Source organism: Paraburkholderia pallida (assembly GCF_004524855.1).
GTDB classification, from domain to species: domain Bacteria; phylum Pseudomonadota; class Gammaproteobacteria; order Burkholderiales; family Burkholderiaceae; genus Paraburkholderia; species Paraburkholderia oxyphila.
Window position 1 is genome coordinate 2,555,707 of record NZ_CP038148.1, and the last position, 25,643, is coordinate 2,581,349.

General features: G+C 65.5%; 21 protein-coding genes and 7 tRNA genes. 7 read left to right on the forward strand and 21 right to left on the reverse strand.

Going from position 1 to position 25,643, the window contains the following annotated elements; genetic code table 11:
* Positions 1–2: 2 nt before the first annotated feature.
* The 4 genes from E1956_RS11545 to tsaB are packed head-to-tail and all read right to left on the reverse strand — an operon-like array spanning position 3 to position 3,499.
* Positions 3–1,163: a DUF1853 family protein gene (locus E1956_RS11545; RefSeq protein WP_134748967.1), complete on the reverse strand. Its 1,161-nt coding sequence runs from the start codon at positions 1,161–1,163 to the stop codon at positions 3–5.
* Positions 1,160–2,203, reverse strand: a complete 1,044-nt coding sequence (locus E1956_RS11550; protein WP_134748969.1) for a uracil-DNA glycosylase — start codon at positions 2,201–2,203, stop codon at positions 1,160–1,162. The genes E1956_RS11545 and E1956_RS11550 overlap by 4 nt, the downstream gene beginning before the upstream one ends.
* On the reverse strand, positions 2,190–2,684 hold the full coding sequence (rimI, locus tag E1956_RS11555; protein WP_134748971.1) for a ribosomal protein S18-alanine N-acetyltransferase: 495 nt from the start codon (positions 2,682–2,684) through the stop codon (positions 2,190–2,192). Before rimI ends, E1956_RS11550 begins: the two co-directional genes overlap by 14 nt.
* Complete coding sequence (tsaB, locus tag E1956_RS11560; protein WP_134748973.1) at positions 2,681–3,499, reverse strand: tRNA (adenosine(37)-N6)-threonylcarbamoyltransferase complex dimerization subunit type 1 TsaB; 819 nt, start codon at positions 3,497–3,499, stop codon at positions 2,681–2,683. Before tsaB ends, rimI begins: the two co-directional genes overlap by 4 nt.
* A 163-nt stretch (positions 3,500–3,662) precedes the next feature.
* On the opposite strand from tsaB, the gene E1956_RS11565 reads away from it, so the two are divergent.
* The 3 genes from E1956_RS11565 to aceA all read left to right on the forward strand — a co-directional run bounded on the left by E1956_RS11565 (position 3,663) and on the right by aceA (position 7,945).
* A complete protein-coding gene (locus E1956_RS11565; protein ID WP_134748975.1) occupies positions 3,663–3,932 on the forward strand; it encodes an acyl-CoA-binding protein in 270 nt (89 codons plus the stop codon).
* Positions 3,933–4,467: 535 nt separating this feature from the next.
* Entirely contained in the window at positions 4,468–6,207 is a 1,740-nt protein-coding gene (locus E1956_RS11570; protein ID WP_134748977.1) for a DEAD/DEAH box helicase, read from the forward strand.
* Positions 6,208–6,637: 430 nt separating this feature from the next.
* The gene (gene aceA, locus E1956_RS11575) at positions 6,638–7,945 is read left to right on the forward strand and encodes an isocitrate lyase (protein WP_134748979.1); all 1,308 of its coding nucleotides are present in this window, start codon (positions 6,638–6,640) and stop codon (positions 7,943–7,945) included.
* A 279-nt stretch (positions 7,946–8,224) separates the two neighbouring features.
* Here the strand turns inward: aceA and E1956_RS11580 are convergent, their stop codons facing one another.
* Positions 8,225–8,659, reverse strand: a complete 435-nt coding sequence (locus tag E1956_RS11580; protein WP_028219463.1) for a universal stress protein — start codon at positions 8,657–8,659, stop codon at positions 8,225–8,227.
* A 223-nt stretch (positions 8,660–8,882) separates the two neighbouring features.
* Positions 8,883–9,794: a LysR family transcriptional regulator gene (locus tag E1956_RS11585; RefSeq protein ID WP_028219462.1), complete on the reverse strand. Its 912-nt coding sequence runs from the start codon at positions 9,792–9,794 to the stop codon at positions 8,883–8,885.
* Between the two features lie 168 nt (positions 9,795–9,962).
* Here E1956_RS11585 and E1956_RS11590 point away from each other — a divergent pair, with 168 nt between their 5' ends.
* Together E1956_RS11590 and aceB are read left to right on the forward strand one after the other, a co-directional pair.
* A complete protein-coding gene (locus tag E1956_RS11590) occupies positions 9,963–10,742 on the forward strand; it encodes a haloacid dehalogenase type II (protein WP_134748981.1) in 780 nt (259 codons plus the stop codon).
* A gap of 58 nt (positions 10,743–10,800) precedes the next feature.
* The gene (gene aceB / locus E1956_RS11595) at positions 10,801–12,393 is read left to right on the forward strand and encodes a malate synthase A (RefSeq protein ID WP_134748983.1); all 1,593 of its coding nucleotides are present in this window, start codon (positions 10,801–10,803) and stop codon (positions 12,391–12,393) included.
* Between the two features lie 112 nt (positions 12,394–12,505).
* On the opposite strand, the gene E1956_RS11600 is transcribed toward aceB, so the two are convergent.
* The gene (locus E1956_RS11600) at positions 12,506–12,907 is read right to left on the reverse strand and encodes a gamma-glutamylcyclotransferase family protein (RefSeq protein WP_134748985.1); all 402 of its coding nucleotides are present in this window, start codon (positions 12,905–12,907) and stop codon (positions 12,506–12,508) included.
* Between the two features lie 131 nt (positions 12,908–13,038).
* Between E1956_RS11600 and E1956_RS11605 the strand changes: the two genes are divergently transcribed.
* On the forward strand, positions 13,039–13,950 hold the full coding sequence (locus tag E1956_RS11605) for an AraC family transcriptional regulator (protein WP_134748987.1): 912 nt from the start codon (positions 13,039–13,041) through the stop codon (positions 13,948–13,950).
* Positions 13,951–14,016: 66 nt separating this feature from the next.
* Here E1956_RS11605 and E1956_RS11610 read toward each other — a convergent pair whose 3' ends face one another.
* The 9 genes from E1956_RS11610 to gltX form a co-directional block, all read right to left on the reverse strand.
* Positions 14,017–14,481, reverse strand: a complete 465-nt coding sequence (locus E1956_RS11610) for a GNAT family N-acetyltransferase (protein ID WP_028219457.1) — start codon at positions 14,479–14,481, stop codon at positions 14,017–14,019.
* 157 nt (positions 14,482–14,638) lie between these two features.
* Positions 14,639–14,715: transfer RNA gene (locus E1956_RS11615), tRNA-Asp, on the reverse strand.
* A gap of 86 nt (positions 14,716–14,801) precedes the next feature.
* Positions 14,802–14,877: transfer RNA gene (locus E1956_RS11620), tRNA-Glu, on the reverse strand.
* A gap of 56 nt (positions 14,878–14,933) precedes the next feature.
* A tRNA-Asp gene (locus E1956_RS11625) sits at positions 14,934–15,010 on the reverse strand.
* 86 nt (positions 15,011–15,096) lie between these two features.
* Positions 15,097–15,172 (reverse strand) — tRNA-Glu (locus E1956_RS11630).
* Positions 15,173–15,240: 68 nt separating this feature from the next.
* Positions 15,241–15,317 (reverse strand) — tRNA-Asp (locus tag E1956_RS11635).
* 86 nt (positions 15,318–15,403) lie between these two features.
* Positions 15,404–15,479, reverse strand: a tRNA-Glu gene (locus tag E1956_RS11640).
* A gap of 55 nt (positions 15,480–15,534) precedes the next feature.
* Positions 15,535–15,610: transfer RNA gene (locus E1956_RS11645), tRNA-Ala, on the reverse strand.
* A gap of 252 nt (positions 15,611–15,862) precedes the next feature.
* A complete protein-coding gene (gltX, locus tag E1956_RS11650; RefSeq protein WP_134748989.1) occupies positions 15,863–17,284 on the reverse strand; it encodes a glutamate--tRNA ligase in 1,422 nt (473 codons plus the stop codon).
* 653 nt (positions 17,285–17,937) lie between these two features.
* Here gltX and E1956_RS11655 point away from each other — a divergent pair.
* Positions 17,938–18,861, forward strand: coding sequence for a patatin-like phospholipase family protein (locus E1956_RS11655; RefSeq protein WP_232071419.1), 924 nt, complete (start codon positions 17,938–17,940; stop codon positions 18,859–18,861).
* A gap of 85 nt (positions 18,862–18,946) precedes the next feature.
* Here the strand turns inward: E1956_RS11655 and E1956_RS11660 are convergent, their stop codons facing one another.
* The 5 genes from E1956_RS11660 to E1956_RS11680 all read right to left on the reverse strand — a co-directional run bounded on the left by E1956_RS11660 (position 18,947) and on the right by E1956_RS11680 (position 25,557).
* Positions 18,947–19,639 carry a C40 family peptidase gene (locus tag E1956_RS11660; RefSeq protein ID WP_134748993.1) on the reverse strand — a complete coding sequence of 231 codons (693 nt, stop codon included), beginning with the start codon at positions 19,637–19,639 and terminating at the stop codon, positions 18,947–18,949.
* Positions 19,640–19,799: 160 nt separating this feature from the next.
* Complete coding sequence (locus tag E1956_RS11665) at positions 19,800–21,434, reverse strand: ABC transporter ATP-binding protein (RefSeq protein ID WP_197732786.1); 1,635 nt, start codon at positions 21,432–21,434, stop codon at positions 19,800–19,802.
* Positions 21,431–22,537: an ABC transporter permease gene (locus tag E1956_RS11670; protein WP_134748995.1), complete on the reverse strand. Its 1,107-nt coding sequence runs from the start codon at positions 22,535–22,537 to the stop codon at positions 21,431–21,433. Before E1956_RS11670 ends, E1956_RS11665 begins: the two co-directional genes overlap by 4 nt.
* A gap of 1 nt (position 22,538) precedes the next feature.
* Positions 22,539–23,576: a microcin C ABC transporter permease YejB gene (locus tag E1956_RS11675; RefSeq protein ID WP_134748997.1), complete on the reverse strand. Its 1,038-nt coding sequence runs from the start codon at positions 23,574–23,576 to the stop codon at positions 22,539–22,541.
* 34 nt (positions 23,577–23,610) lie between these two features.
* Positions 23,611–25,557, reverse strand: a complete 1,947-nt coding sequence (locus E1956_RS11680; protein WP_134748999.1) for an extracellular solute-binding protein — start codon at positions 25,555–25,557, stop codon at positions 23,611–23,613.
* Positions 25,558–25,643: the final 86 nt, after the last annotated feature.

The following is a 25,643-nucleotide window of genomic DNA, read 5'->3' on the forward strand; positions in this document are numbered from 1 at the left end:
CGTCACGGACGTGCGAACTCCCGTGCGCGCGCCGGCCAGTCGTCGGGGACGATGAAACCGCGCGAGCGCTCGACGTAGCCCCCTGCGCCATCGGCGACAAAGGCGGCGATCATCGCGGGCTCGTGGGGCCGCGTGAGGCTGGCGAATAGCGTCGCGGCCGTCACGGGCGCGGCCACGGCTGTCCGGGCCGCGAGGGTGTCCTCTTCCCCGCCGCGGCGCTCCCCGGGCGCGTGACTGCCCGCATCGCGGCCGTTCCCTTGTGGATCGCCTACCTGGCTGTTAATTGCAAACGCAGCTCGCTCGTCAAACTCCTCCGAGCGCGGTGGCTCAGGCCGGATGCGCCGTGGCGCAAGCCAGGCAAGCCGCGGCAGCGCGCTCCAGCCGTCCACGCCCTCGTGCTCCGCGAAATCGGCCCAGTCGGCGTGCGTGACCCACCAGCCGCGCCCATGCCTTGCGGCAAGTTCCGGCGGATCGCCCGGCGTCGCGCCCGCGCCCTTGCCCGCGCGATAGAAGAGCCACCCCTTCACGAACATCTGCGCGAGCCACGGTCCCTCATAGCCCAGCCACGCAAACTCTTCGCGCGCGCTCAAGCGCAGTTGATGATCCACCATATGCGCACGCTTCAGATCAAAGCGGTCGCGCAGGTTCGGCCCGACGAAATCGGCGAGACTTGGCGCCACGCCCTCCTCCAGGCCGGCGTGCAAATAGCACTTCACCGCGAGTTCCCAATGCAGACGTTGCGCGTCGCTCGTCTGCACAAGGAAATCGCACTCGCCAAGCGTGAGGCCGGCACGGCGCAGCGCGACGTTCGCCGCAACGAGCCGGGGCGCCGGCCCATGGGCGAGATACCAGCCGAGCAGCGCTTCGGCGTAACGGCCGAGGCGCGTGACGCGCGTCGCGTCCAGCGCGGCGTGCAGAGGTGCGGGATCGCGGTCGAGTTGCGTGAGCCAGGCGGCTGCGGCACAGGCCTCGTCGTCGCCAGCCCACGGGTTGGCAAGCGGCGCATCGGGTTGCGCGCGCAACAAATCGGCACTGAACAGCAGCCATGCGAGATCGCGCACGGCTGGATCGCCGAAGCGCTCGTAGAGCGCGTCGAATGGCGGCCGGCCGCAGCCTGCGGCGGACTGGCCGCTTGGGGCGTCGGCGGGCCGCCTCGTCCTCATCGCTCGCCGCCTCCGGCCGCGCGCCAGGTGTCGCGGGCAAGGCACAGGTCGGCCCAGGCCTTGGACTTGTCGTGCAGGCTGCGCAGCAAATACGCCGGGTGATACGAGACGATCACGGGCACGCCTTCGTACTCGTGCACGCGCCCGCGCAGCGAGGCAATGCTGCCCTCGGTCTTGAGCAGGCTTTGCGCGGCGAAGCGCCCGAGAGCGACGATGATCTTCGGCTTCACGAGCGCCACCTGGCGCTGCAGGTAAGGCTCGCAGCGCGCAACCTCGTCCGGCTCCGGATTGCGGTTGCCGGGCGGACGGCATTTGATGACGTTCGCGATATAGACGTTCTCGCCGCGTGCGAGCGACAGCGAGCGCAGCATGTTGTCGAGCAGCTTGCCCGCCTGGCCCACGAAGGGCTCGCCGAGACGGTCTTCGTTCTCACCCGGCGCCTCGCCGATCAGCATCCATTCCGCTGCGCGATCGCCCACGCCGAACACGGTGTTGGTGCGCTTTTCGCACAGGCGGCAGCGTGTGCACGATGCGACGCGCTCGGCGAGCGCATCCCAGTCGAGCGTCGCGACGTCGTCGCGCGGCGCGCGCGCAGGCGCCTGATCATGCGGCAGCGACGGCTCGGGCGCGGCATCGAACCAGGCGAAATCGTCTTCGGTCAGCGGCGGGGGTTCCTCCGGGCCGGCCTGCATGGGCTCGGCGGCGGCACGTGCTGACGGCGCCTGCGGCGCGGGCTTTTGCGCGAAGGCGTCCGGTTCGGCTGCTTGCGCTGCTACGCGCTGCGCAACGGGCGGCGGCACATCGGCCTGCCGCTGCGCGGGCGTGGCTGCTCGATCGGAAAAACTATCGCTGGCCGCGCTCCCGGATTGAGCCGCTGGTCGCGGCACCGCTGCCACTGAAGCCACCGATCCAGCCACCTCAGGCACCGCATCCGCGGCGCGCCCATCGTTCGGCACGGCGGCTTGTGCCGCCGGCATGCCCTTGCGCACCCAGCGCGGCGCGAGGCCGAGTTCCTCCAGCGCGATCTCATCGAGCGGCATCCGCGCCCTCCAGTGCAAAAGTGAAACGCATCACGATCGCGTCTTCACGCGTGTGATGGCGAGCCGGATAGTAATTCTTGCGCCGACCGATGGTGACGAAGCCGAACTGCTCGTAGAGCCGGATCGCCCGGTGATTCGACGGCCGCACCTCCAGCAACAGCCCTTCGAGTCGCTGTGCATGCGCGATGCGCACGCCTTCGCGCAGCAGCGCCAGGCCCGCGCCCGCGCCCTGCGCCTGCGGCGCGACGCACAGGTTCAGCAGATGCATCTCGTCGACGACCGGCATCAGCACGCAATAGCCGATCAGCGTCCCCGTCACATGGCGCATGCACAGGCCAAAGTAGCCGTTGCGCAGCGAGTCCTCGAAGTTGCCGCGCGACCACGGGAATTCGTAGGCGGATCTTTCGATGATCACGACCTCGTCGAGGTCGCTCTCGGTCATCTGCGAGAGGTAGCGGTCCGTCATCAACACGCCGCTCATCGTCCGCCCTCGCGGCTCGTGTGCGGTGCCGCGCCCTGCGCCGCCTTTGCGGCCATACGCTCGGCCGTGGTCTGCGCGACCTTGTTGCGCACGTATTCGGGCGCCGCCTCGTCGGCGCGCAGCGTGCGGCCCGCCCGGAACGCGCGCAGCGCGGCGTGGGCGAGCGGCAGCGCGTGCGGCAGGGCCTCGGCGTCGATGCTGCGCGCCATCGTCGAGGCGACGAGGCGCGCGCCGAACGCCGCCGCGGCGTTGCCCGCGAGCGTGAACGGCTCGTCGGGCGCGGCGATGGCCTCGGGCGCATCGAGCGATGCCGGCCGCAGCGTGCGCCAGTCGTGCGCGACCGCATCCCAGGCGTAGTCGGCCCAGTACGCTTCATCCATGCGCGCGTCGAGCGCCGCGAGCACGCGAGTCGCCGCCGGATCGCGCATGCGCGCGGCCTCGGCACAGACGAGCAGCGTGCTCACAGGGACCACCGGAATGTCGAGGCCAAACGCGAGACCCTGGGCGACTCCCGTGGCGGTGCGCAGGCCGGTGAAGGAGCCCGGGCCCGATCCAAAGGCGATCGCGTCACACTCGGCGAGCGTGAGCCCCGCCTCGGCCAGCAACTCGCCGATGGCGGGCAAGAGCCGGGTGCTCGAGACGGCGCCGGTCGCTTCGTGGCGTATCCAGACGCGCAACTCGGGCGGCGCCTCGAGAGCAGCGCCGGCGCCGCCGGCGGAACCGGCCGCGCCGCTGGCAGGCGCGGCGGCGCTAAGCAAGGCGACCGAGCAGAATTCGGTCGAGGTATCGAGGGCAAGCAGCACAGTTTCAGTCATGACCGCTATTGTAATGCGCCGCCTTCACGCAGTCGCCGGCCAGGCATGCCCCATGCACCGGTTCCATCGGCCCCACTAGAATGGAGCAATGGTTCCAGCCCCGTATCGAATGGCGCTGCTACCATCGCCGGGCTGTCCCGATCATCCAGTGGAGGAAAAAACAATGAGCGATGTGAACGCCCGATTCGACCAGGCCCAGCAAGACGTGCAAGCGTTGCCGGAGCGCCCGGGCAACCTGACGCTGCTGCGCCTGTACGCGCTCTTCAAGCAGGCGACTGAAGGCGATGTGCACGGCGACAAGCCGGGCTTCACCGACATCGTCGGCAAGTACAAGTACGAGGCCTGGGCCGCGCTGCAAGGCACCGCGCAGGACACCGCGAAGACGCAATACGTCGAGCTCGTCGAATCGCTCAAGAGCGGCGCCGCGAGCTAAAGCCGCCGGGAAGCCGGCCGGCCACGTCCGGCCGCTCGCAACGCGACGGGCCGGACCCGGACTGGCCACGCGGGGCCGGGCCATCCCGGGCCCACTGCATCCTCGCAGCGCACCGGTTGCGCGCTGATCGCGCCCCGAATATTCCGCGATCACGCCCTTTTCTCATTGCGCCTTTCCATCGCCCGGCCACATCTTTACGCTTGGTTGTCACAATCGCTGGCGCGCTGCAACAAAACGAGATACAATACGCGCTGCGTTGCGCTCCGGTCGCCTCTGCGATCAGCAAAACGCCACGTAGCGTTAAGCTCCAATCCAGTTTAGAACCTGTCCCCTCCTGCCGTGGCCCTGTTTTCGGGCCGTCAAGTATCAGGCTGGCGGTTGGCCAATCCCGGCTAAGCCGCACCCAAAACAGCTTCTAACGAAAATCCGCCCCAGTGTGCGGATTGCCCCCGTTTTTCGATTTGATTGCAAAATCCGACGACTTGGGTATGCCGATTGGCGCCGACGTTCTATTTCCTGTGTACCAAGGATTTTCATGACTTCGAGCAATACCCAAAGCCCCCTCGACGCGATTGCCAACGACGCCCTCGGTCTCGACGCCGCCGCCGCTTCCCCTGAAGCCGCCGTGCAAGCCGACGAGACCCCCACGGGTCCGACGTTCGCATCGCTCGGTCTGTCGCCGGAGATCGTCTCCGCGCTGACCGCGGCGGGTTACAAGGCCCCGACGCCCGTGCAGGAACGCGCCATTCCTGCCGCCATCGCCGGCCGCGACCTGCTGGTCTCCAGCCCGACCGGTTCGGGCAAGACCGCTGCCTTCATGCTGCCCGCGATCGAACGCTTCGCGCAGATGCAAAAGGCGCAAGCCGCTCAACCGCGCGAACCGCGCCCGCAAGGCCAGCAAGGCCAGGCCGACCGCCGCCAGCGCCGTCCGCAACCGGTCGCGCGCCCCGGCCTCCTCGTGCTCACGCCCACGCGCGAGCTCGCCATGCAGGTGACCACCGCCGCGTCGACGTACGGCCAGCATCTGCGCCGTCTGCGCACGGTCAGCATTCTGGGCGGCGTGGCCTACGGCCAGCAGCTCATGCTGCTCGCGAAGAACCCCGAGATTCTCGTGGCGACGCCGGGCCGTCTGCTCGATCACCTCGAGCGCGGCCGTATCGACCTGTCCGAGCTGAAGATGCTCGTGCTCGACGAAGCCGACCGCATGCTCGACATGGGCTTCATCGACGATATCGACACGATCGTGGCCGCCACGCCCGAGTCGCGTCAGACGATGCTGTTCTCGGCCACGCTCGACGGCAAGATCGCGTCGATCACGGGCCGCCTGCTGAAGGATCCCGAGCGCATCGAGATCGTGCGCAAGGTCGAAGCGAACTCGAACATCGCTCAGACCGTGCACTACGTCGACGACCGCGACCACAAGGATCGCCTGCTCGACCACCTGCTGCGCGATGAGAGCCTCGATCAGGCCGTCGTGTTCACGGCAACCAAGATGGACGCCGACCAGCTCGCGGGCAAGCTCGCCGACGCCGGCTTCGAATCCGCCGCGCTGCACGGCGACCTGCCGCAAGGCGCGCGCAATCGCACGATCCGTGCGCTGCGCGAGCGCCGCGTGCGCGTGCTCGTCGCGACTGACGTCGCGGCGCGCGGCATCGACATCCCGGGCATCACGCACGTCTTCAACTACGACCTGCCGAAGTTCGCGGAAGACTACGTGCACCGTATCGGCCGGACCGGCCGCGCGGGCCGTTCGGGCGTCGCGGTGAGCCTCGTGCATCACGCCGAGCAAGGCGCGCTCAAGCGCATCGAGCGCTTCGTGCGTGCACCGCTGCCCGTCAATGTGATCGAAGGCTTCGAGCCGCGCAAGGCGCCGCCCTCGAACCGTGGCTTTGGCGGTCGCGGCCGTCCGGGCGGCGGCAATGGCGGCGGCCGCCGCTTCGGCGGCAACGGTAACGGCAAGCCGGGTGGCTATGGCAACCGCGGCGGCAACGGCGGCGAGCGCAGCTTCGGCGACCGTCCGCAAGGCGAGCGCAGCTTTGGCGACCGCTCCAACGGCGATCGCAACGGCAATAGCTGGGGCAACCGTTCGGAAGGCTCGCGCGGCGGCTATGGCCAGCGTGAAGGCGGCTATGGCGCCTCGCGCGGCGAAGGCAACGGCAACGGCAACAGCCGCGGCGGCTACGGCCAGCCGCGCGGCGACGGCTATGGCCGTTCGCGTGAAGGCTACAGCGCGCGCCGCAACGACGGCCCGCGTGGCGCGCGTCGCGACAGCTAAGCGCGCTCCAACGGCGCAGGTGGAACATGGGTTCCACTTGCCGCCAGCGTCAAAATGAAAGACCGGTGCTTCGTCACCGGTCTTTTTTTGTCCGCAGTCAATATTTCATGATGTGAAAAATTTTTTTGCTTCGTAAAAAATCGTGCTGCGCGGCACAATGACCCCCATTGCAAGATGGAAAATTCCGTTTCTTATCGCGAAATGAATTCCATAAGCAATTGATTTTATTGGGTTAAAAACCCTAAAAATTCCCCACTTCCTGCCTGTTGCGGGGCGATCGATTTGCCTAGACTCTTATATAAGAGTTCGCGAAACGAAACGCCCCGGCGCAGTCCCCCAAGCGTCCCCTTCGCGAAGCTCAGTAGCTCGGCAGTTCCGTCTCAGCAGCTCACCTATCAGCGTATTTATCAGGTCAATGAAGGAGCACATCATGTCGACTCGTCAAGAGCAAGCACAGCAACTCCAACAGCAATGGGAAACGGATCCGCGCTGGAAGGGCGTCAAGCGCAACTACACGGCTGAAGACGTGGTGCGCCTGCGCGGTTCGATCCAGCCTGAGCACACGCTCGCGAAGAATGGCGCCGAAAAGCTCTGGAAAGGCGTGAACACGGAGCCCTTCATCAACGCGCTCGGCGCGCTCACGGGCAACCAGGCCATGCAGCAGGTGAAGGCCGGCCTCAAGGCCATCTATCTCTCGGGCTGGCAAGTCGCGGGCGACGCCAACCTCGCGGGCGAAATGTATCCCGACCAGTCGCTCTACCCGGCCAACTCGGTGCCGCAGGTGGTCAAGCGCATCAACAATACGCTCACGCGCGCCGACCAGATCCAGTGGTCCGAAGGCAAGAATCCGGGCGACGAAGGCTACACCGACTTCTTCCAGCCGATCGTGGCCGACGCGGAAGCGGGCTTCGGCGGCGTGCTGAACGCGTTCGAGCTGATGAAGGCGATGATCGAAGCGGGCGCCGCCGGCGTGCACTTCGAAGACCAGCTCGCTTCGGTGAAGAAGTGCGGCCACATGGGCGGCAAGGTGCTCGTGCCGACGCGCGAGAACATCGCCAAGCTGACGGCCGCGCGTCTGGCCGCCGACGTCTGCGGCGTGCCGACCGTGCTGCTCGCGCGCACCGACGCCGAAGCCGCCGACCTCGTCACCTCGGACATCGACGATAACGACAAGCCGTTCCTTACCGGCGAGCGCACCGTCGAAGGCTTCTTCCGCACGCGCAACGGTCTCGAGCAGTCGATCTCGCGCGGCCTCGCCTACGCGCCGTACGCCGACATGATCTGGTGCGAAACGGGCAAGCCGGATCTCGAGTTCGCGAAGCAGTTCGCGGAGGCGATCCACAAGGAGTTCCCGGGCAAGCTGCTCTCGTACAACTGCTCGCCGTCGTTCAACTGGAAGAAGAACCTCGACGACGCGACGATCGCGAAGTTCCAGCGCGAGCTGGGCGCGATGGGTTACAAGTTCCAGTTCATCACGCTGGCGGGCTTCCACTCGCTGAACTACTCGATGTTCAACCTCGCGCACGGCTATGCGCGCCAGAACATGAGCGCGTTTGTCGAGTTGCAACAGGCCGAGTTTGCCGCCGCCGAAAAGGGCTTCACGGCCGTGAAGCACCAGCGCGAGGTGGGCACGGGCTACTTCGACGCCGTGACGCAGACGGTCGAGCGCGAAGCGTCGACCACGGCGCTGCACGGTTCGACGGAAGACGAGCAGTTCTTCGACAAGAAAGTGGCGTAAGACCCCATGACGGGGGGCACGCCCCCCGCTTCTTTCTGGCGCCGGGCGCACGGCGCGGCGGCCGGCTCGCATGTCCTTGGCGGGGGCGTGCCGGACGCCGCCACCGCCGCACGAGCGCCAGTCGCCGCGCAACAGGTCCCGCAAGTGTGACCAGGCGCGACGAAGCAAGCCAAGGAAGGCGCATGGACATCGGCCGTGCATGTCCATGCGCCGACTGCGGCAGGCACGAGCACGAGCGCCGCAGGTGCAAATTGCAAGCAGCCGGCAAGCAGCCGCGCACTATCGATAAACGATCACCGGAATCTTCGTATGCGTGAGCACGCGCTGCGTCTCGCTGCCGATCAACAGGCTGCCCAGACCGCGCCGCCCGTGCGAAGCCATGAATATCACGTCGCAGCCGCAGTTTTCGGCGGCTTCGATAATGCCGAGGTACGGCGAAGGATGCACGCTGGTGCAGGTATCGCAGGTGACGCCCACGCTGTGCGCCGCCTCCTCCACTTCCTGTAGATGGATGCGCGCCTCGCGCTCGCTGCGGGACTGGAAGTCGCCGGGCAGCTCGATCACGACGTCGGCGTAAGGCGAGTACGGATATTGCGGCAGGCACGCGTAGGCCGTGACGCGGGCGCCCACGGTCCTCGCAAGATCGATCGCGCCGTCGATCGCCTTCTTGGACAGGTCGGTGCCGTCGGTCGGCACGAGGATGTGCTTGAACATGGCGCCCTCCGTGTTCGTCTGCGGCTCCGGTCGGCCTGGCTCACGCGCCATGGCCTCGCGCTGCGCACGAGGAAGCCCCGCGCCGGGAAGCCCTGAAATCGATTGTAGTGCGCGAATAAACGGCGCACGGCGCAGATGCGGGCATCTCCCCATATCGAAAACGCGGATGGATCTTCCCGCACGGGAGCGGCGAGAAGAAGCAAGAAGACCCTGCGCCAGGCATTCAGTCCTGGCCCCAGTAACCCGGCTGACCGTAGGTATGCTTGAGAAAGTCGAGAAAGAGCCGCACACGCAACGGCAAGTGCCGGCGCTGCGGAAAGACGGCATGAATGCCGATGGGCGGCGCCGCGTACGCGTCGAGCACGCTCGCGAGCCGGCCCGCCGCGATGTCCTCCCCGACTTCCCACCACGAGCGCCACGCGAGCCCATAGCCTTCGAGACACCATTCGTGGAGCACCGCGCCGTCCGAGCACTCCATCGTGCCGGAGACGCGGATCGACACCACCTTGTCGTCCTGCTGAAAGGTCCAGCCGCGCTGCTGGTTCGCGCTGCTCGCGCCGAGCGCGAGACAGTTGTGGCGCGCGAGATCGGCCAGCGTTTCGGGTGCGCCGCGCCGCGACAGGTACGCGGGCGACGCCACGCAGACGCGCCGGTTTTCGCCGAGCTTGAGCGAGACGAGCGACGAATCGGGCAGCTCGCCCAGCCGCACCGCGCAGTCGAAACCCTCGTTGACGAGGTCGACGAGCCGGTCCGAGAGGTCGAGCGTGGTCGTCACGTCGGGATGCGCCGACGTGAAATCGGGCACGAGCGGCGCCACGTGGCGCCTGCCGAAGCCCGCCGGCGCCGAGACGCGCAGGTGCCCGCTCGCCTTCACGCCGCCCGCGGAGACGCTGGCCTCCGCGTTCTGCATGTCGTGAATGATGCGCTGGCAGTCTTCGAGGAACGCCGAACCCTCGAACGTCAGCGTAATGCGCCGGGTGGTGCGCACGAAGAGCTTCACGCCGAGCCGCTCTTCGAGCGCGTCGATACGACGGCCGATGATCGCGGGCGCGACGCCCTCGGCCTGCGCAGCGGCGGAAAGACTGCCCTTCGCGGCGACGTTGGCGAAGGTCTCGATTTGTTTGAAGCGATCCATCGGAAAACGAAGAAAACAGAATTACAGAACGTGCTTGATGGCAAAGATCTGCCCGGTCACCAGATTAGGTTGGTAAAAGTAAAAGATCAAGTGATCATTCCCGTCTTTTTCAGTGCCAGGGCTCATGAATACAATTCATCCCGACCTCTGATGATGGAGTGCAAGGCTATGTCGGCCACAACGACACCCCGATTCCCCAAGGCTGTGATCTTCGACGCGTACGGCACGCTCTTCGACGTGCATTCGGTCGTCGCCGCAGCCGAGCAGATGTTCCCCGGCCATGGCGACGCGCTCTCGCAGCTCTGGCGCGCGAAGCAGATCGAATACACGCAGTTGCGCACGCTCTCGGACCCCGCCGGCGCGCGCTACCGCCCCTTCTGGGACGTCACGCTCGATGCGCTGCGCTATGCGGCGCGCCGCCTGAATCTGGCGCTCTCCGGCGCGGGCGAAAAGCGCCTGATGGACGAATACGCCTGCCTCTCGGCCTTCCCCGACGTGCTGCCCGTGCTGCGCCGCCTGCGCGAGCCGCGCGAGGACGGCACGCGCATGGGCCTCGCCATCCTCTCGAACGGCAATCCGCAGATGCTCGACATCGCGGTGAAGAGCGCCGGCATGAACGGCCTGTTCGACCACGTTCTCTCGGTCGATGCCGTGCGTGCCTACAAGCCGGCCGCCGCGGCCTATGCGCTCGGCACCGCCGCGTTCGACGCCGCGGCGCGCGAGCTCGTGTTCGTCTCGTCGAACGGCTGGGACGCCGCGGGCGCCGGCTGGTTCGGCTACACCACCTTCTGGATCAACCGCCAGCGACTGCCCGCCGAAGAACTCGGCGTGCCGCCGCAAGGCACCGGCGGCGGCATGGCAGAACTCGCCGCCTTTCTCGAAACCGCTGTGCCCGCAGAGCGAAGCCGCCCCGCGCCCCAGCCCGGGCGCGCGACGAAAACGTCCTGACCCGCACAGCCATTACAACCACCGCGTTAGAGTCTGACCGACCAAGGAGCAAGCAATCATGGCGAACACGTTGAACCTGCCGCAAGGCATGCAGATCACGGGCGAAATCCAGCCCGGCTTCGAAACGATCCTCACGCCCGAAGCGCTCGAACTCGTTGCGCAGCTGCACCGCGCATTCGAGCCGCGCCGGCAGGAACTGCTCAAGGCGCGCGCCGAGCGCACGAAGCGCCTCGACGCCGGCGAGCGTCCCGACTTCCTGGCTGAAACGAAGTCGATCCGCGAAGGCGACTGGAAGATCGCCCCGCTGCCGAAGGATCTCGAATGCCGCCGCGTCGAAATCACGGGTCCGGTCGAGCGCAAGATGATCATCAACGCGCTGAACTCCGGTGCGGACTCCTACATGACCGACTTCGAGGACTCGAACGCGCCGAGCTGGGACAACCAGATCACCGGCCAGATCAACCTCAAGGACGCCGTGCGCCGCACCATCTCGCTCGAGCAGAACGGCAAGACCTACAAGCTCAACGAGAAGATCGCCACCCTGATCGTGCGTCCGCGCGGCTGGCACCTCGACGAGAAGCACGTCACGGTCGACGGTCAGCGCGTCTCGGGCGGCATTTTCGACCTCGCGCTCTATCTGTTCCACAACGCGAAGGAACTGCTCGCGCGCGGCTCGGGCCCCTACTTCTATCTGCCGAAGATGGAGAGCCACCTCGAAGCGCGCCTGTGGAACGACATCTTCGTCGCGGCGCAGGAAAGCGTGGGCATCCCGCGCGGCACGATCCGCGCCACGGTGCTGATCGAAACGATCCTCGCCACGTTCGAGATGGACGAGATCCTCTACGAACTGCGCGAGCACAGCTCGGGCCTGAACGCCGGCCGCTGGGACTACATCTTCTCGGCGATCAAGAAGTTCAAGAACGACAAGGACTTCTGCCTCGCGGAGCGCTCGCAGATCACCATGACGGTGCCGTTCATGCGCGCCTACGCGCTCGAGCTGCTCAAGACCTGCCATCGCCGCAACGCGCCGGCCATCGGCGGCATGAGCGCGCTGATCCCGATCAAGAACGACCCCGCAGCGAACGACAAGGCCATGGGCGGCGTGCGTTCGGACAAGGCGCGCGATGCCGGTGACGGCTACGACGGCGGCTGGGTGGCCCACCCGGGCCTCGTGCCCATCGCGATGGAAGAGTTCGTGAAGGTGCTCGGCGACAAGCCGAACCAGCTCGGCAAGCAGCGCCCCGACGTCAACGTGACGAGCAAGGACCTGCTCGACTTCCGTCCCGAAGCGCCGATCACGGAAACGGGCCTGCGCAACAACATCAACGTGGGCATTCACTACCTGGGCTCGTGGCTCGCAGGCAATGGCTGCGTGCCGATCCACAACCTGATGGAAGACGCGGCGACTGCGGAAATCTCGCGCGCACAAGTGTGGCAGTGGATCCGCTCGCCCAAGGGCAAGCTCGACGACGGCCGCAAGGTCACGGCCGAGCTCGTGCGCGAACTGATCCCGCAGGAGCTCGACAAGGTGAAGGCCTCGGTCGGTGGCGACACGCAGCCGTACGAACGCGCTGGGCAGATCTTCGAAGAGATGTCGACGTCGGAGAACTTCGTCGACTTCCTGACGCTGCCGCTCTACGAAGAAATCTGATCGTTCGCGCTGCTTGACGGTTAGTCGATGAAAAAGGCCCGGCGGATGCAAGTCCGCCGGGCCTTCGTGCTTCTGCGCAGCGCGTTTGCGCGCGTGGTATCTCTGATGGCGTCTAGCGCCCGAGACGGTGCGCCACCCAATCGCCGCCGTGAATCTGCGGATGCCCCTTCACCGCATGATGCGCGACCGGATAGAACAGGCACTCGAGCTGCTCACCCGCCACTTCCACGCGCACCTTTTGCGCGGCGAACATCCCGTCGACGCCGGGATAAACCTGCTCGATTTCATCGAGCACGGCTACGAGCGCATCGTCGACCTCGTAGACTTCACCGATCACCGGCGCGGCCTTCGGATCGGCGATCATGCCCGGGTAGGTGCCGAAGTCGAACAGATGGCCCGCCACCGCCGTGCGGCCGACGAGGCGCGGCTGCCCGATCGCATTGCGCGCCGCGGCGAGATTGATGTCGTTGATCTCGCCCGCGCGCAGCGTGCCATAGATGAATACGTACTTCATTGCCTGTGTTCCTCGCTCCTGATTGCCTGTTGCCGCAGCATTATGCGCCCCCGCCGATGCATCTGGGCACACGCTCACTAAGGCACCGACTCACGCCTACAATGGTGCGGACAGAAACGCCCGGACCCGCCATGCCTTTCTCCTCGCTCGCCACCTCGCTTCCTGCCGAGCTCGCCGACATTCCGCCCGAATTCGCGCCGACGCCCGCGCACCCCCTCCTCGTGCGCTCCCGGCCCATGGCTGCCGGCGTGCGCATCGCGCGGCATACGCACGCGTGGGCGCAGCTCGCCTATGCGTCGCGCGGGGTCTTGCGCATGGCGACGCCGGGCACGACGTGGATGGTCCCGCCTTCGCGGGCGATCTGGGTGCCGCCGTTCATCACGCATGAGGTGGCGATCGTCGAGGATGCGTTTCTGCGCACGCTCTATGTCGACGCATCGGTGATCCCGCCCGGGCTCGACGCCTGCCGCGTGGTGGAAGTGTCGGGCCTGCTGCGGGAGGCGATCGCCGCGTTCGACGAACGCGCTATCGGCCCCGCGCGCGAGCGCCTGCTGGGCGCCATCGCGCTCGACGAAATCACGCGCTCGGCGCCGCTGCCGCTCTCCGTGCCGATGCCCGAGGAAAAGCGCTTGCGCTCGCTGTGCGAGGCGCTGCTCGCCGATCCGGCCGGTCCTGGTTCACTCGAATACTGGGCCGAGCACGTGGGCGCGAGCACGCGCACGATCGCGCGGCTATTCCGGCAGGAGCTCGGTGTGAGTTTTTCGCAGTGGCGCCAGCAGGCGATCCTCGCGCGGGCGATTCCGCTGCTGAACCAGGGCAAGCCCATGGCCATCGTGGCGCAAGAGCTCGGCTATCAGAGCCAGAGCGCGTTTTCGGCCATGTTCCGGCGCGCGTTTGGCGAGAGCCCGCGCGCCTTCATTGCGCGGGGAACGGGCGAGCGCGAATCCGATCCGCATGAGGAACGCGCATCGACCGAAGGGGCAACCGGCGCGCCGATTGCCGCGACGCCGACTGGATCTGGGACCGCGCGCCGAGACGCCTGAGCAGGCGCCCGATACGCCTGCTGGGCACCACGGCAGCGCTCAGGGCCGATGACGCGTGCGAGTGCGTCAAACCAGCCGCGTCATATGCCGGATCGAGCCAAGACGCGCGAGACGCGGCCCAGCCACCCGATAGCCCATGCGCAAATAGAGCCGCGCCGCGGGGTTGTCGACGAACACGCGCAACTGCAGCTCGCGCAGGCCACGCTCGCGCGCCCAGCGATGCGACATGTCGAGCAGGAAGGTTCCCGCGCCGTTGCCGCGATAGCCCTCGGCGATCTGCACGTCGCGGATGTGCAGCGAGTCGCCCTCTTGCGTCACGCGCAGCACGCCGATGGCCTCGCCATCGAGTTCGAGAATGAAATTCTCCGATTCCCGATAGCTGGCAAGAAAAAGGTCGCCGCGCCAGATCAGATGATGCCGCTGGTAGTAGCCCCCCATGTTCCGGCGCGTCAGCGACTCGGCGAACTCGAAGTCGGCCATGGTGGCGTGACGTAGCTGGAAGCGCGACGGGATGTCGTTCGGTGCGAACATGGCAAGCAACGTGGCGAAACGCCGAAATTCGAAAGTTCCGACAACGCTACGATAACGCGCCCGCTCAGGCAATGGCCGTTTGTCCGTATCCGGGGTGGATGGCGAGAGAGAGGAAGAAATAGAAAAAGCCCGCTGGAAATCCAGCGGGCTTTGATTCTGGCGGAGCGGACGGGACTCGAACCCGCGACCCCCGGCGTGACAGGCCGGTATTCTAACCGACTGAACTACCGCTCCAGTCCTGCTTTACTGCTACACCTGCGAGCGTCGGTTAGATCCCGCTGGCGGCTTCGCCATACTGCTTGTGGCGCCGCATTTTATTTTGGCGTCCCCTAGGGGATTCGAACCCCTGTACTCACCGTGAAAGGGTGATGTCCTAGGCCTCTAGACGAAGGGGACAACACAGGCTTGCGCCTTGAACTACATTCCACCCGATACCCTGGGCAGATCGAATCTGGCGGAGCGGACGGGACTCGAACCCGCGACCCCCGGCGTGACAGGCCGGTATTCTAACCGACTGAACTACCGCTCCAGTCCTGCGTTATTGCTTACACCTGCGAGCGTCGGTTAGATCCCGCTGGCGGCTTCGCCGTACTGCTTGTGGCGCCGCATTTTATTTGGCGTCCCCTAGGGGATTCGAACCCCTGTACTCACCGTGAAAGGGTGATGTCCTAGGCCTCTAGACGAAGGGGACAACACAGGCTTACGCCTATAACACTTCAACTAAAAAGCCCGCTCAACGTTTCTGAACGGGCTTCTATCTGGCGGAGCGGACGGGACTCGAACCCGCGACCCCCGGCGTGACAGGCCGGTATTCTAACCAACTGAACTACCGCTCCAGTTCGACATACACAGATGGGCGCTGGTTAATTCCCACCTGCTGCTTCGTCGACATCATTACGATCTGATCGACGACGCCTATGTCTGGCGTCCCCTAGGGGATTCGAACCCCTGTACTCACCGTGAAAGGGTGATGTCCTAGGCCTCTAGACGAAGGGGACATGATCTTTTCAGATAATGCCTTGCTACACTTTACCGCACACTACTTTGTTCTGTTGGTGGAGGTAAGCGGGATCGAACCGCTGACCTCTTGCATGCCATGCAAGCGCTCTCCCAGCTGAGCTATACCCCCCTTGCAGAACAGAAGCGAGATTTTAAACATCAATTTCGCTTTCGTCAAGAGCGTTTTGAATCTTTTTTTCATCGCTTCGACGTTTCTGCGAAACATCATTGCTCGATTCAACCGCTCTTTGCGTGAAACTTGCTGCTGTTTCGCGCTCCGTATTCAACGGAGCCCGAATACTACAAGAACTCTCGCCCTCGCGCTAGTGCCAGAGCGAAAAATTCTTCAAATATTTTTACGCGTGCTTCCCGGAGTCCCTTCTCAGGCACCCTTCGCGAGACCTTGCTCGATGCGGCTCACGACCGTATCGCGGCCGAACAGCGTGAGCACCGCGTCGATCGCCGGTGTGTGCGTCGTGCCCGCCACGAACAGGCGCACCGGCATCGCAAGCTGCGGCATCTTCAGCTTGTGCGCGCCCAGCGTCGTCTTGAAGGCGGCCGAGATGGCCTCCTTCGTCCACTCCGCGCCCTTGAGCGCGTTCGCGAGATCGGCGAGCGCCGGACGCACCGCGTCGGTCACGTGCTGCGCGAGCGCGTCCGCTTCGGGCTGCGGCTCGCGATAGAACATCATGGCGCTCTCGGCGATCTCCTTGATCGTCGTGGCGCGGTCCTTGAAGAGCGCCACCACGCCGTCGAGCGCCGGCCCCTTCGCGAGCGTCGCTTCGTCCACGCCCAGCGCCGCGAAGAACGGCTTCGAGAGTTCGGCGAGGCGCGCGTTGTCGACTTCCTTCAGGTAGTGGTTGTTGAGCCAATTGAGCTTGTTGTGGTCGTACTGCGCCGGCGACTTGCCCAGATGATCGAGGTCGAACCACTCGACGAACTGCTCGCGCGAGAACACTTCCGCGTCGCCGTGCGACCAGCCCAGACGCGCGAGGTAGTTCAGCACCGCTTCCGGCAGGTAGCCTGCGTCGCGGTAGCCCATCACGCTCATGGCGCCGTGACGCTTGCTCATCTTCTCGCCCTGCTCGTTGAGCACGGTCGGCAGGTGCCCGTAGACCGGCGGCTCGGCGCCCAGCGCGCGCAGGATGTTGATCTGGCGCGGCGTGTTGTTCACGTGGTCGTCGCCGCGAATCACGTGCGTGATCTTCATGTCGATGTCGTCGACCACGACGCAGAAGTTGTAGGTCGGCGTGCCGTCCGGGCGTGCGATCACGAGATCGTCGAGCTCCTCGTTCGAGATCTCCACGCGGCCCTTCACGGCGTCGTCCCATGCAACCACGCCCGTGAGCGGGTTACGGAAGCGCAGCACCGGCTGCACGCCTTCGGGCGGCGTCGGCAGCACCTTGCCCGGCTCGGGGCGCCACGTGCCGTCGTAGCGCGGCTTTTCGCCGGCCTCGCGCTGGCGCTCGCGCAACGCGTCGAGCTCCTCGGTCGACATGTAGCAGGGGTACACGAGGCCCTTGTCCTGCATCTCTTTGAGCACTTCGCGATACCGGTCCATGCGCTGCATCTGGTAGAACGGACCTTCGTCGAAATCGAGGCCGAGCCACTGCATGCCTTCGAGGATCGCGTCGACCGCTTCGGAGGTCGAGCGCTCGAGGTCGGTATCCTCGATCCGCAGCACGAAGACGCCCTTGTTGTGGCGCGCGAACGCCCACGGGTAGAGCGCGGAACGGATGTTGCCGAGGTGGATGAAGCCGGTCGGGCTCGGCGCAAAGCGGGTACGGACGGGGGTCGTGGTCATGGGCGAATACTCGAGGACGGTGCCGCCCGGCGACCGGCCGGCGCCGCGGCATCAACGATGCGCACGGCGCGGCAGGCGAATACGGTCGACGGCGGACGGCGAAGGTTCGCAGCATTTGCCTTGCGCCCTGGCGATGCCGGCTCGGGAGAAGCACGGCACAGCACGGCGCGGCAAGCGCAAAACGCGAACGGAAAACCGGGAAAATTAGAGACGGGATTATACCCGCCGCGCGCCGGTTCGGCCGCGCGCGGGCGTCGGCGCAAACGCGTGCGGTGCGCGCCGCATGGCGAGTCGTCGCCGTTGCGTCGTTGTTGCGTCGTCGTTGTGTTGGCGTTGCGTCGCTCTTGCGTTATCGATTCGTTGCCATTCCGTCGTGTCGATTCATCGCATTGAGCGTGACCGACACATCGCGTTACACGCACGAAGCGTGAACGCGCATGGCTTTGCCTTATCATGTCGGCGCGCTGGCGCCCTCGCCCGCGCCGCGCGCCCGCAGTCCCGGGTCGCAAGGATAAACGCGGTGCGCTCGCCACACGAGATTTGCCTTCGCACGCGCCGCCTGGAGAATGTGCTTGAAACCCAGTTCGAAGCCGGATCTGAATCCGGACTTGCAGCCCGACCAGCAGCAGGACCGCAATCCTTCGCCGCTTTCATTGAGCCGCCGCCATTTCTCGCTCGCGGCCGCCTCTACCGTCCTCGCCGCCTGCACGACCGCAGGCACGCAAACGGCCGACAACAAGGGCGCCACGACCGCCCCGCCGCCGCTCGCCAAAACGCCGCGCCCGATCCGTGTGGGCCTCGCGCTCGGCGGCGGCGCCGCGCGCGGATTCGCGCATATCGGCGTGATCAAGGGGCTCGAGGCGCGCAACATTCAGGTCGACCTGATCACGGGCACGAGCGCGGGTTCCGTGGTCGCGGCGCTCTACGCCTCGGGCATGAACGGCTTCGCGCTCAACAAGCTCGCGCTGACGATGGACGAAGCGTCGATCAGCGACTGGGCCATGCCGTTTCGCACCCGCGGCATTCTGCAAGGCGTGGCGCTGCAGAACTTCCTGAATACGACGCTGCGCGACCGGCCGATCGAAAAGATGGCCAGGCCGCTCGGCGTTGTCTCGACCGATCTGCACACCGGCCAGCCGATCCTGTTCCAGCGCGGCAACACGGGCATTGCCGTGCGTGCCTCGTGCAGCATTCCGTCGATCTTCGAGCCGGTGAAGATCGCGGGCCACGAGTACGTTGACGGCGGGCTCGTGAGCCCGGTGCCCGCCTCGTTCGCGCGCAAGATGGGCGCCGACTTCGTGATTGCCGTGGATATTTCGGCGCGCCCCGAAACGGCGCCCACGCAGAGCCAGTTCGACGTGCTGATGCAGACCTTCACGATCATGGGCCAGTCGATCAAGAACTACGAACTCGAAAAATACGCCGACATCGTGATCCGGCCGAACCTCAACGCGATGGCGAGCAGCGACTTCACGCAGCGCAACGCGGCGATACTCGCAGGCGAAGAAGCAGCGGCGAAGATCTTTCCCGAACTCGAGCGCAAGCTCGCCGCCGCGCACGGCGGCAGTCTGAGATGACCGAGGCGATGGCCCGAGCGGCCATCCCAATGCAAAAAGCCTGCTTCGATGAAGCAGGCTTTTTGTTGTGCCCGAAAGCTTGCGATTAGTTGCCGCTGTTGCCGTCGAACTGCGCGCTCACGCGCTGCTTGAGGTCTTGCGCCTGGTCCGGCGTAAACGACGTCTCGATCCGGCGCGCACCGGTGAAACGCTTTTCCCAGTAGCCGCTGTCCAGATCGTCGACGCGGATCGTGCTGCCGGTGGACGGCGAGTGCACGAACTTGTTGTCGCCGATATAGATGCCCACGTGCGAGAACGTACGGCGCATCGTGTTGAAGAACACGAGATCGCCGGGCTTGAGGTTGCTCATGCTGACCTTCTCGCCCACGCGGCTCATTTCCTCGGCGCGGCGCGGCAGGTTCATGCCGAGCGTGTCCTGGAAGACGTAGCGCACGAAGCCGCTGCAGTCGAGACCCGAGTCCGGCGTATTGCCGCCCCAGCGATAGCGCACTCCAATCATGTTGAGCGCGCCAACCACGACGTCGCCAGCCTTGCCAGCCATGCCGGAAAGAAATGACTTCGCACCGCCTTGGGCCGGAGCCTGTGCGGTGGTTTGGGTCGTGGTCTGAACTGCGGGGAGCGACTGCGGATTCGTCGAATTGCTCGGCGAAAATGAGACGTTCTGATTAAAACTGCTTGCTTCGTCGGCGAACGCGCCGGGAGCTGCAGCCATCAGTGCGCCGATGAACATCCCGGCGACGACGCGCGTGCAAGCCTGGGTCAAGGATCGGTGCTGCATGGGTCGGAATAAATTGCCCGTAAATCAGGGAGTTAGAAGAAAAGTTTGGACGATACTAGCCAGTAAGTATTTGTGTGTCAAAACAAATAGAAAAAAACAATTACGATGCATGCTCCATTGGTGAATTTCACCAAAAAAGCCCCTTAAGTTCCGCGATCGTTCATCGATCGAAGGCGGCTTTCAGCAACTTTCGCGTGTAAGGGTGCGTGGGGCCGCCGAAGATTTCTGTTACATCTCCCGTCTCGACAATCGCGCCGTTTTGCATGACCGCAACGCGGTGCGCCATCGCGCCGATGACCTCGAGGTCGTGGCTGATGAAGACGTAGCCCAGGTTGTACTTGCGTTGCAAATCCGTCAACAATCGCAACACCTGTTGCTGGATCGAGACGTCGAGCGCACTGGTGGGTTCGTCGAGCACAATCACGCGCGGTTCCAGCACGAGCGTGCGCGCAATGGCGATACGCTGGCGCTGGCCACCGGAAAACTCGTGCGGGTAGCGTTGCAGCACCGTGCGGTCGAGGCCCACTTCCCGCAACACGCTCACGATGCGCTTGCGGCGCTCTTCGCCGGAAAGATCGGGCCGGTGCAGCGCCAGCCCCTCCCCTACGATGCGCTCGATGGTTTGCCGAGGCGAAAGCGAACTGAACGGATCTTGAAAGACGACCTGCAGGTGCGAGCGCAGCCCGAGCTTGTCGCGGCCCTGATAGCTCGCGAGCGGACGGCCCTGGAACTCGATCGCGCCGCCCACGGTTCGTTGCAGGCCCAACATCGCCATCGCCAGCGTGGATTTCCCCGATCCGGACTCGCCGACGATGCCCAGCGTCTCCCCTTGACGCACCGAGACACTCGCGTCGTTCACCGCGCGAAAGCGGCCGCGCCGCCACCAGCCCTTGAAGCCGGGCAGCTTCGTCGCGAAATCGACGCTCACGTCTTTCGCTTCGAGCAGCACCGGCGCGATCGGCAGCACCGGCAGCACGTTGCGCTCGGGCCGGCTGGCGATCAGGCGCTGCGTGTAGGGATGCTCGGGCGCCTCGAAGATCTGCTCGACCGTTCCCGTCTCCACCAGCCGGCCCTTCTCCATCACCGCCACGCGCTGCGCGAAGCGGCGCACGAGATTCAGGTCGTGCGTGATGAGCAGCACCGACATGCCCCCGCCAGGCTTGTCCGCCTCCGCGCGCTGCAGCTCGCGCAAGAGCTCGACGATCTGCCCGCGGATGGTCACGTCGAGCGCCGTGGTGGGCTCGTCCGCCAGCAAGAGACGCGGGCGGCACGCGAGCGCCATCGCGATCATCACGCGCTGGCGCTGGCCGCCGGAAAGCTGATGCGGATAGCTAAAGAGACGCCGGCGCGGCTCCGGAATGCCGGTGCGCTCGAGCAGCCCCACGGCGCGCTCGTACGCCTCCTTCTTCGTCACCCCGTCGTGCAGCACGATGGTCTCCGCAATCTGCTCGCCGATCGTATAGAGCGGATTGAGGGCCGTCATCGGCTCCTGAAAGATCATCGCGATGTCGCTGCCGCGCAGGCCGCGCATCTCGCGCTCGCTCTTCGCGAGCAGATCCTCGCCGTCGAGGCGAATCGAACCCGAGATACGCGCATCGCTGAGCAGGCGCAGGATCGCGAGCGCCGTCACGGTCTTGCCCGAACCCGACTCGCCCACGAGCGCCACGCGCTCGCCGCGTCCAATGGCGAGCGCGATGTCGTCCACGGCGAGCGTCTCGCCGAAGCGCACGCTCAGATGCTCGATCGAGAGCAGCGGCCCGGCGTTCTTACCCACTTCCTGTGGCAGCGCGCTCACTGGTTGCCCCCCGCTTTCATCGCGTCGGAGATGCGCGTGTCGAGCGCGTTGCGCAGCGCGTCGCCCATGAACGTGAGCAGCAGCAGCGTGACGACGAGCACGCCGAACGTCGACATCGAGATCCACCAGGCGTCGAGGTTGGCCTTGCCTTGCGCGAGCAATTCGCCGAGGCTCGGCGTGGGCGGCGGCACGCCCAGGCCGAGAAAGTCGAGGCTCGTGAGCGCAAGGATCGAGCCGCTCATGCGAAACGGCAGAAAGGTGATGACGGGCGTGAGACTGTTGGGCAGCACATGGCGCCAGATGATCTGCCAATTCGAGAGACCCATCGCGCGCGCGGCGAGCACATAGTCCTGATTGCGGTTGCGCAGGAACTCGGCGCGCACGTAGTCCGAAAGACCGATCCAGCCGAACAGCGAGAGCAGCACGATCAGCAGGATGAAGCCCGGCTCGAAGATCGACGCGAAGATGATCAGCAGATAGAGCTCGGGCAGCGAACTCCAGATCTCGATCAGGCGCTGCCCGACGATGTCGATACGCCCGCCGAAGTAGCCCTGGATCGCGCCCGCCAGCACGCCGAGCAACGTGCCGATGGCGGTCAGCACGAGCGAGAACTCCACCGAGACACGAAAGCCGTACAAGAGCCGTGCGAACAGGTCGCGTCCGCTCGCATCGGTGCCGAGCCAGTTATCGCGCGACGGCGGCGCCGGGTTCGGCACCTTCGAAAAATAATTGAGCGTGTCGTAGTAGTACGGGTTCGGCGGATAGATCGCGAAGTTGCCGGGCGCGTCGAAACGATGGCGAATGTAGGGGTCGAGATAATCGGCGGGCGTCGGGAAATCGCCGCCGAACGCCGTCTCGGGATAGTCCTTGAAGAGCGGGAAATAGAGATGCCCGTCGTAGCGCACGACGAGCGGCTTGTCGTTGCACCAGAGCGGTCCGGCCAGGCTCGCCGCAAACGCGACTATGAAGATAATCAGGCTCCAGTAGCCGAGGCGCTGTTGCTTGAAGCGCAGCCACACCCGGCGCGCGGGTGTGGGCGACTTGAAGGCGCGCACGCTCTCGGTGCGCAGTTCGGGTTCGGCGCCGGCGCGGGCTCTGTTCAACTCAGCGCTCCAGTTGTTCGAATTGAATGCGGGGGTCGACCCACACGTAGCAGAGATCGGAGATGAGCTTGGTCAGGAGCCCGATCAGCGTGAAGAGATAGAGCGTCCCGAGCACGACGGGATAATCGCGCCGCACCACGGACTCATAGGACAGCAGGCCCAGGCCGTCGAGCGAGAACAGCGTCTCGATCAGCAGGCTGCCGGTGAAGAACGCGCCGATAAAGGCGGCCGGGAAGCCCACGACGAGCGGCAAGAGCGCATTGCGGAACACGTGCTTCCAGAGCACGGTGCGTTCGGACAGGCCCTTCGCGCGCGCGGTCAGCACGTACTGTCGGCGGATCTCTTCGAGAAAGGCATTCTTCGTCAGCATGGTCGTGACAGCGAAGCTGCCCACGACCGAAGCCGTGACCGGCAGCGTGATGTGCCACAGGTAGTCGAGGATCTTGCCGCCCAGCGAGAGCGTGCTCCAGTCGTCGGAGGTGAGATTGCGCAGCGGAAAGAGCTGCAGGAAGGTGCCGCCGCCGAACAGCACGAGCAGCAGCACGCCCAGCACGAAGCCCGGAATCGCATAGCCGATCAGCACGATGAGGCTCGTGACGAGATCGAAGCGCGAGCCGTTGCGCACCGCCTTGGCGATGCCCAACGGCACCGATATCAGATAGGTGAGAAAGAAGGTCCACAAGCCGATGCTGATCGACACCGGCAGCTTGGAGACGATCAGCGACCACACGCTCTGATGGTGGAAGTAGCTCTGCCCGAGATCGAAGCGCGCGAAGCGTCCGAGCATCAGGAAATAGCGCTGGAGCGGCGGCTTGTCGAAGCCATAGAGCTGCTTGAGTTGCGCGATCTGCTGCGCGTCCACGCCCGAATGCGCGCGCATGCCGAACGGCATGCCCTGCTCCGCGCCGCGCTTGAGTTCGCGCACCGCCTGCTCGACGGGACCGCCCGGCACGAACTGGATCACGGCGAAAGTCAGCGTGAGCACGCCGAGCAGCGTCGGGATCATCAGCAACAGGCGTTTGACGATGTAGCTCCACATGATTCTTTGCTTCCGTCAAGGATGGTCCGGTGTTTCAGTGCTGCGGCGGGTGTTCGCGACTGAGCCACCACGTCGAAGTGATCCAGTCGATCGCGCCATAGTACAGCGGCAGCTTCGCCGGATAAGCCAGCGTGTTCTTGTACGCCACGCGGTGCGTCGCGCTGTACCACTGCGGCACCACATAGTAGCCGTGCATCAGCACCCGGTCGAGCGCGTGCGTGGCGTCGAGCAGTTGCTCGCGCGTCTGCGCCAGCATGAGCGCCTTGAGGATCGCGTCCACGGCCGGCGACTTCAGGCCGATCAGGTTGCCCGAGCCCGGCTCGCCGGCGGCCTTGCTGCCGAACCGGTCTAGCTGCTCGGCGCCCGGCACCTGCACGTCGGGAAATTTGATCGTCGTGATGTCGAAGTCGAAGGCATCGAGACGCTTCTGGTACAGCGCGAAGTCCACCGAGCGATAGTTCACGCGGATGCCGAGCCGCGCCAGCGCCTGCGTGTACTGCGCCATGATCGGCGCCCATTGCGCGGAGGCGCTCGTGTCGTCGAGCACCTCGAAGACGAACGGCTCGCCCTGCGCGTTGCGCAGCGCGCCGTCGCGATAGGTCCAGCCGGCATCCGCGAGCAGCGCGCGTGCCTTGAGCAAGTTCGCGCGCAGCGAGCCGGGTGGCTGGGTGCTCGGCTGCACGGGCGGCGGCCCGAACACGGCCGGATCGAGCTGCTTGCGCCAAGGATCGAGCAGCGCAAGCTCGCCCGCCGAAGGCAAGCCCCTCGCCTGCAGATCCGTATTCACGAACCAGCTGTCGATGCGCTTGTACTGGCTGTAGAACAGCATGCGGTTGAGCCACTGGAAGTCGAGCGCGAGATCGAGCGCCTCGCGCACGCGCACGTCCTGAAACATCGGCTTGCGCAGGTTGATCACGTAGCCCTGCATACCGGTGCCGTTGTGCTGCGGAAATTCACGCTTGATCAGCTCGCCGCTATCGAAGCGCTTGCCCACGTCGCGACGCACCCAGTTGCGCGCCACGTATTCGACGAGCGCGTCGTACTCGCCCGCCTTGAACGCTTCGAGGCGCGCGACGTCGTCCGAGTAGAGCTTGTAGACGATGCGATCGAAGTTGTTGGTGCCCACGCGCACGGGCAGGTCCTTGCCCCAGTAGTTCGGATCGCGCTGGTATGAGATCGTGCGGCCGTTCGAGTAACGCTCGATCACGTACGGACCGCTGCCGATCGGCTCTTCGAATGCGAGCTGATCGAACGCGATGCGCGTGCCGTCGGCGCGCAGACCCCACTTGTGCGAGAACACCGGCATGCCGCCCACGATGAGCGGCAACTCGCGGTTGTTGGTGCGGAACTCGAAGCGGATGGTGGCCGGATCGACCACCACGGCACGCGTGATATCGCCGAAATAGGCCTGCATCGATGGCGCGGCCTGGCGGCTCTTGAGCGTGTCGAGCGAGAACTTGACGTCGGCCGCCGTGACCGGATCGCCATTCGAAAAGTGCGCGCGCGGATTCAAATGAAACGTGACGGACAAGCGATCGGGCGCGATGAGGATATCGTCGGCGAGCAAGCCGTACGCCGAGGCCACTTCGTCCATGCTGCCCGTCGTCAGGCTCTCGAAAATCATGCCGAGGCCCGGTGCCGCGTTGCCGCGCAGCGTGAACGGATTGAACTTGTCGAAACTCGTCAGCCGGTCGGGATTCGCGAGCACCAGCGTGCCACCCTTGGGCGCATCGGGGTTCACATAGTCGAAGTGCTTGAAGTCCTGCGGGTACTTCGGCTCGCCGTATTGCGCGATTGCGTAGACCGCATGCGCGGGCGGCATCGTCGCGAACACGAGGGCGAACGCAGCGCCCGCGACCGTCAGCAGACGCGCCGGCGCAATCCGCCAGACGCGCGCTTCCGGCCACCCTGCGGGCCACCAGCCAGGAACCGTTGCCCCACGCGCCGCGCGCGTTCTCCTGCCTCGCGTTCCTGTCGTCATAGAAAGGGATTTGTCCGGGGTGCCGTGTCAATTGTGAGAGAATTCTACCCAAACCGCGCGGCGCCGCCTTTAGCGGCGCGCGGTGC

Excerpts from the sequence above, each read along its gene's own strand:
- E1956_RS11545 (WP_134748967.1), bottom strand. The coding sequence starts at position 1,163 with ATGAGGACGAGGCGGCCCGCCGACGCCCCAAGCGGCCAGTCCGCCGCA.
- E1956_RS11550 (WP_134748969.1), bottom strand. The coding sequence starts at position 2,203 with ATGCCGCTCGATGAGATCGCGCTGGAGGAACTCGGCCTCGCGCCGCGC.
- rimI (WP_134748971.1), bottom strand. The coding sequence starts at position 2,684 with ATGAGCGGCGTGTTGATGACGGACCGCTACCTCTCGCAGATGACCGAG.
- tsaB (WP_134748973.1), bottom strand. The coding sequence starts at position 3,499 with ATGACTGAAACTGTGCTGCTTGCCCTCGATACCTCGACCGAATTCTGC.
- E1956_RS11565 (WP_134748975.1), top strand. The coding sequence starts at position 3,663 with ATGAGCGATGTGAACGCCCGATTCGACCAGGCCCAGCAAGACGTGCAA.
- E1956_RS11570 (WP_134748977.1), top strand. The coding sequence starts at position 4,468 with ATGACTTCGAGCAATACCCAAAGCCCCCTCGACGCGATTGCCAACGAC.
- aceA (WP_134748979.1), top strand. The coding sequence starts at position 6,638 with ATGTCGACTCGTCAAGAGCAAGCACAGCAACTCCAACAGCAATGGGAA.
- E1956_RS11580 (WP_028219463.1), bottom strand. The coding sequence starts at position 8,659 with ATGTTCAAGCACATCCTCGTGCCGACCGACGGCACCGACCTGTCCAAG.
- E1956_RS11585 (WP_028219462.1), bottom strand. The coding sequence starts at position 9,794 with ATGGATCGCTTCAAACAAATCGAGACCTTCGCCAACGTCGCCGCGAAG.
- E1956_RS11590 (WP_134748981.1), top strand. The coding sequence starts at position 9,963 with ATGTCGGCCACAACGACACCCCGATTCCCCAAGGCTGTGATCTTCGAC.
- aceB (WP_134748983.1), top strand. The coding sequence starts at position 10,801 with ATGGCGAACACGTTGAACCTGCCGCAAGGCATGCAGATCACGGGCGAA.
- E1956_RS11600 (WP_134748985.1), bottom strand. The coding sequence starts at position 12,907 with ATGAAGTACGTATTCATCTATGGCACGCTGCGCGCGGGCGAGATCAAC.
- E1956_RS11605 (WP_134748987.1), top strand. The coding sequence starts at position 13,039 with ATGCCTTTCTCCTCGCTCGCCACCTCGCTTCCTGCCGAGCTCGCCGAC.
- E1956_RS11610 (WP_028219457.1), bottom strand. The coding sequence starts at position 14,481 with ATGTTCGCACCGAACGACATCCCGTCGCGCTTCCAGCTACGTCACGCC.
- gltX (WP_134748989.1), bottom strand. The coding sequence starts at position 17,284 with ATGACCACGACCCCCGTCCGTACCCGCTTTGCGCCGAGCCCGACCGGC.
- E1956_RS11660 (WP_134748993.1), bottom strand. The coding sequence starts at position 19,639 with ATGCAGCACCGATCCTTGACCCAGGCTTGCACGCGCGTCGTCGCCGGG.
- E1956_RS11675 (WP_134748997.1), bottom strand. The coding sequence starts at position 23,576 with ATGTGGAGCTACATCGTCAAACGCCTGTTGCTGATGATCCCGACGCTG.
- E1956_RS11680 (WP_134748999.1), bottom strand. The coding sequence starts at position 25,557 with ATGACGACAGGAACGCGAGGCAGGAGAACGCGCGCGGCGCGTGGGGCA.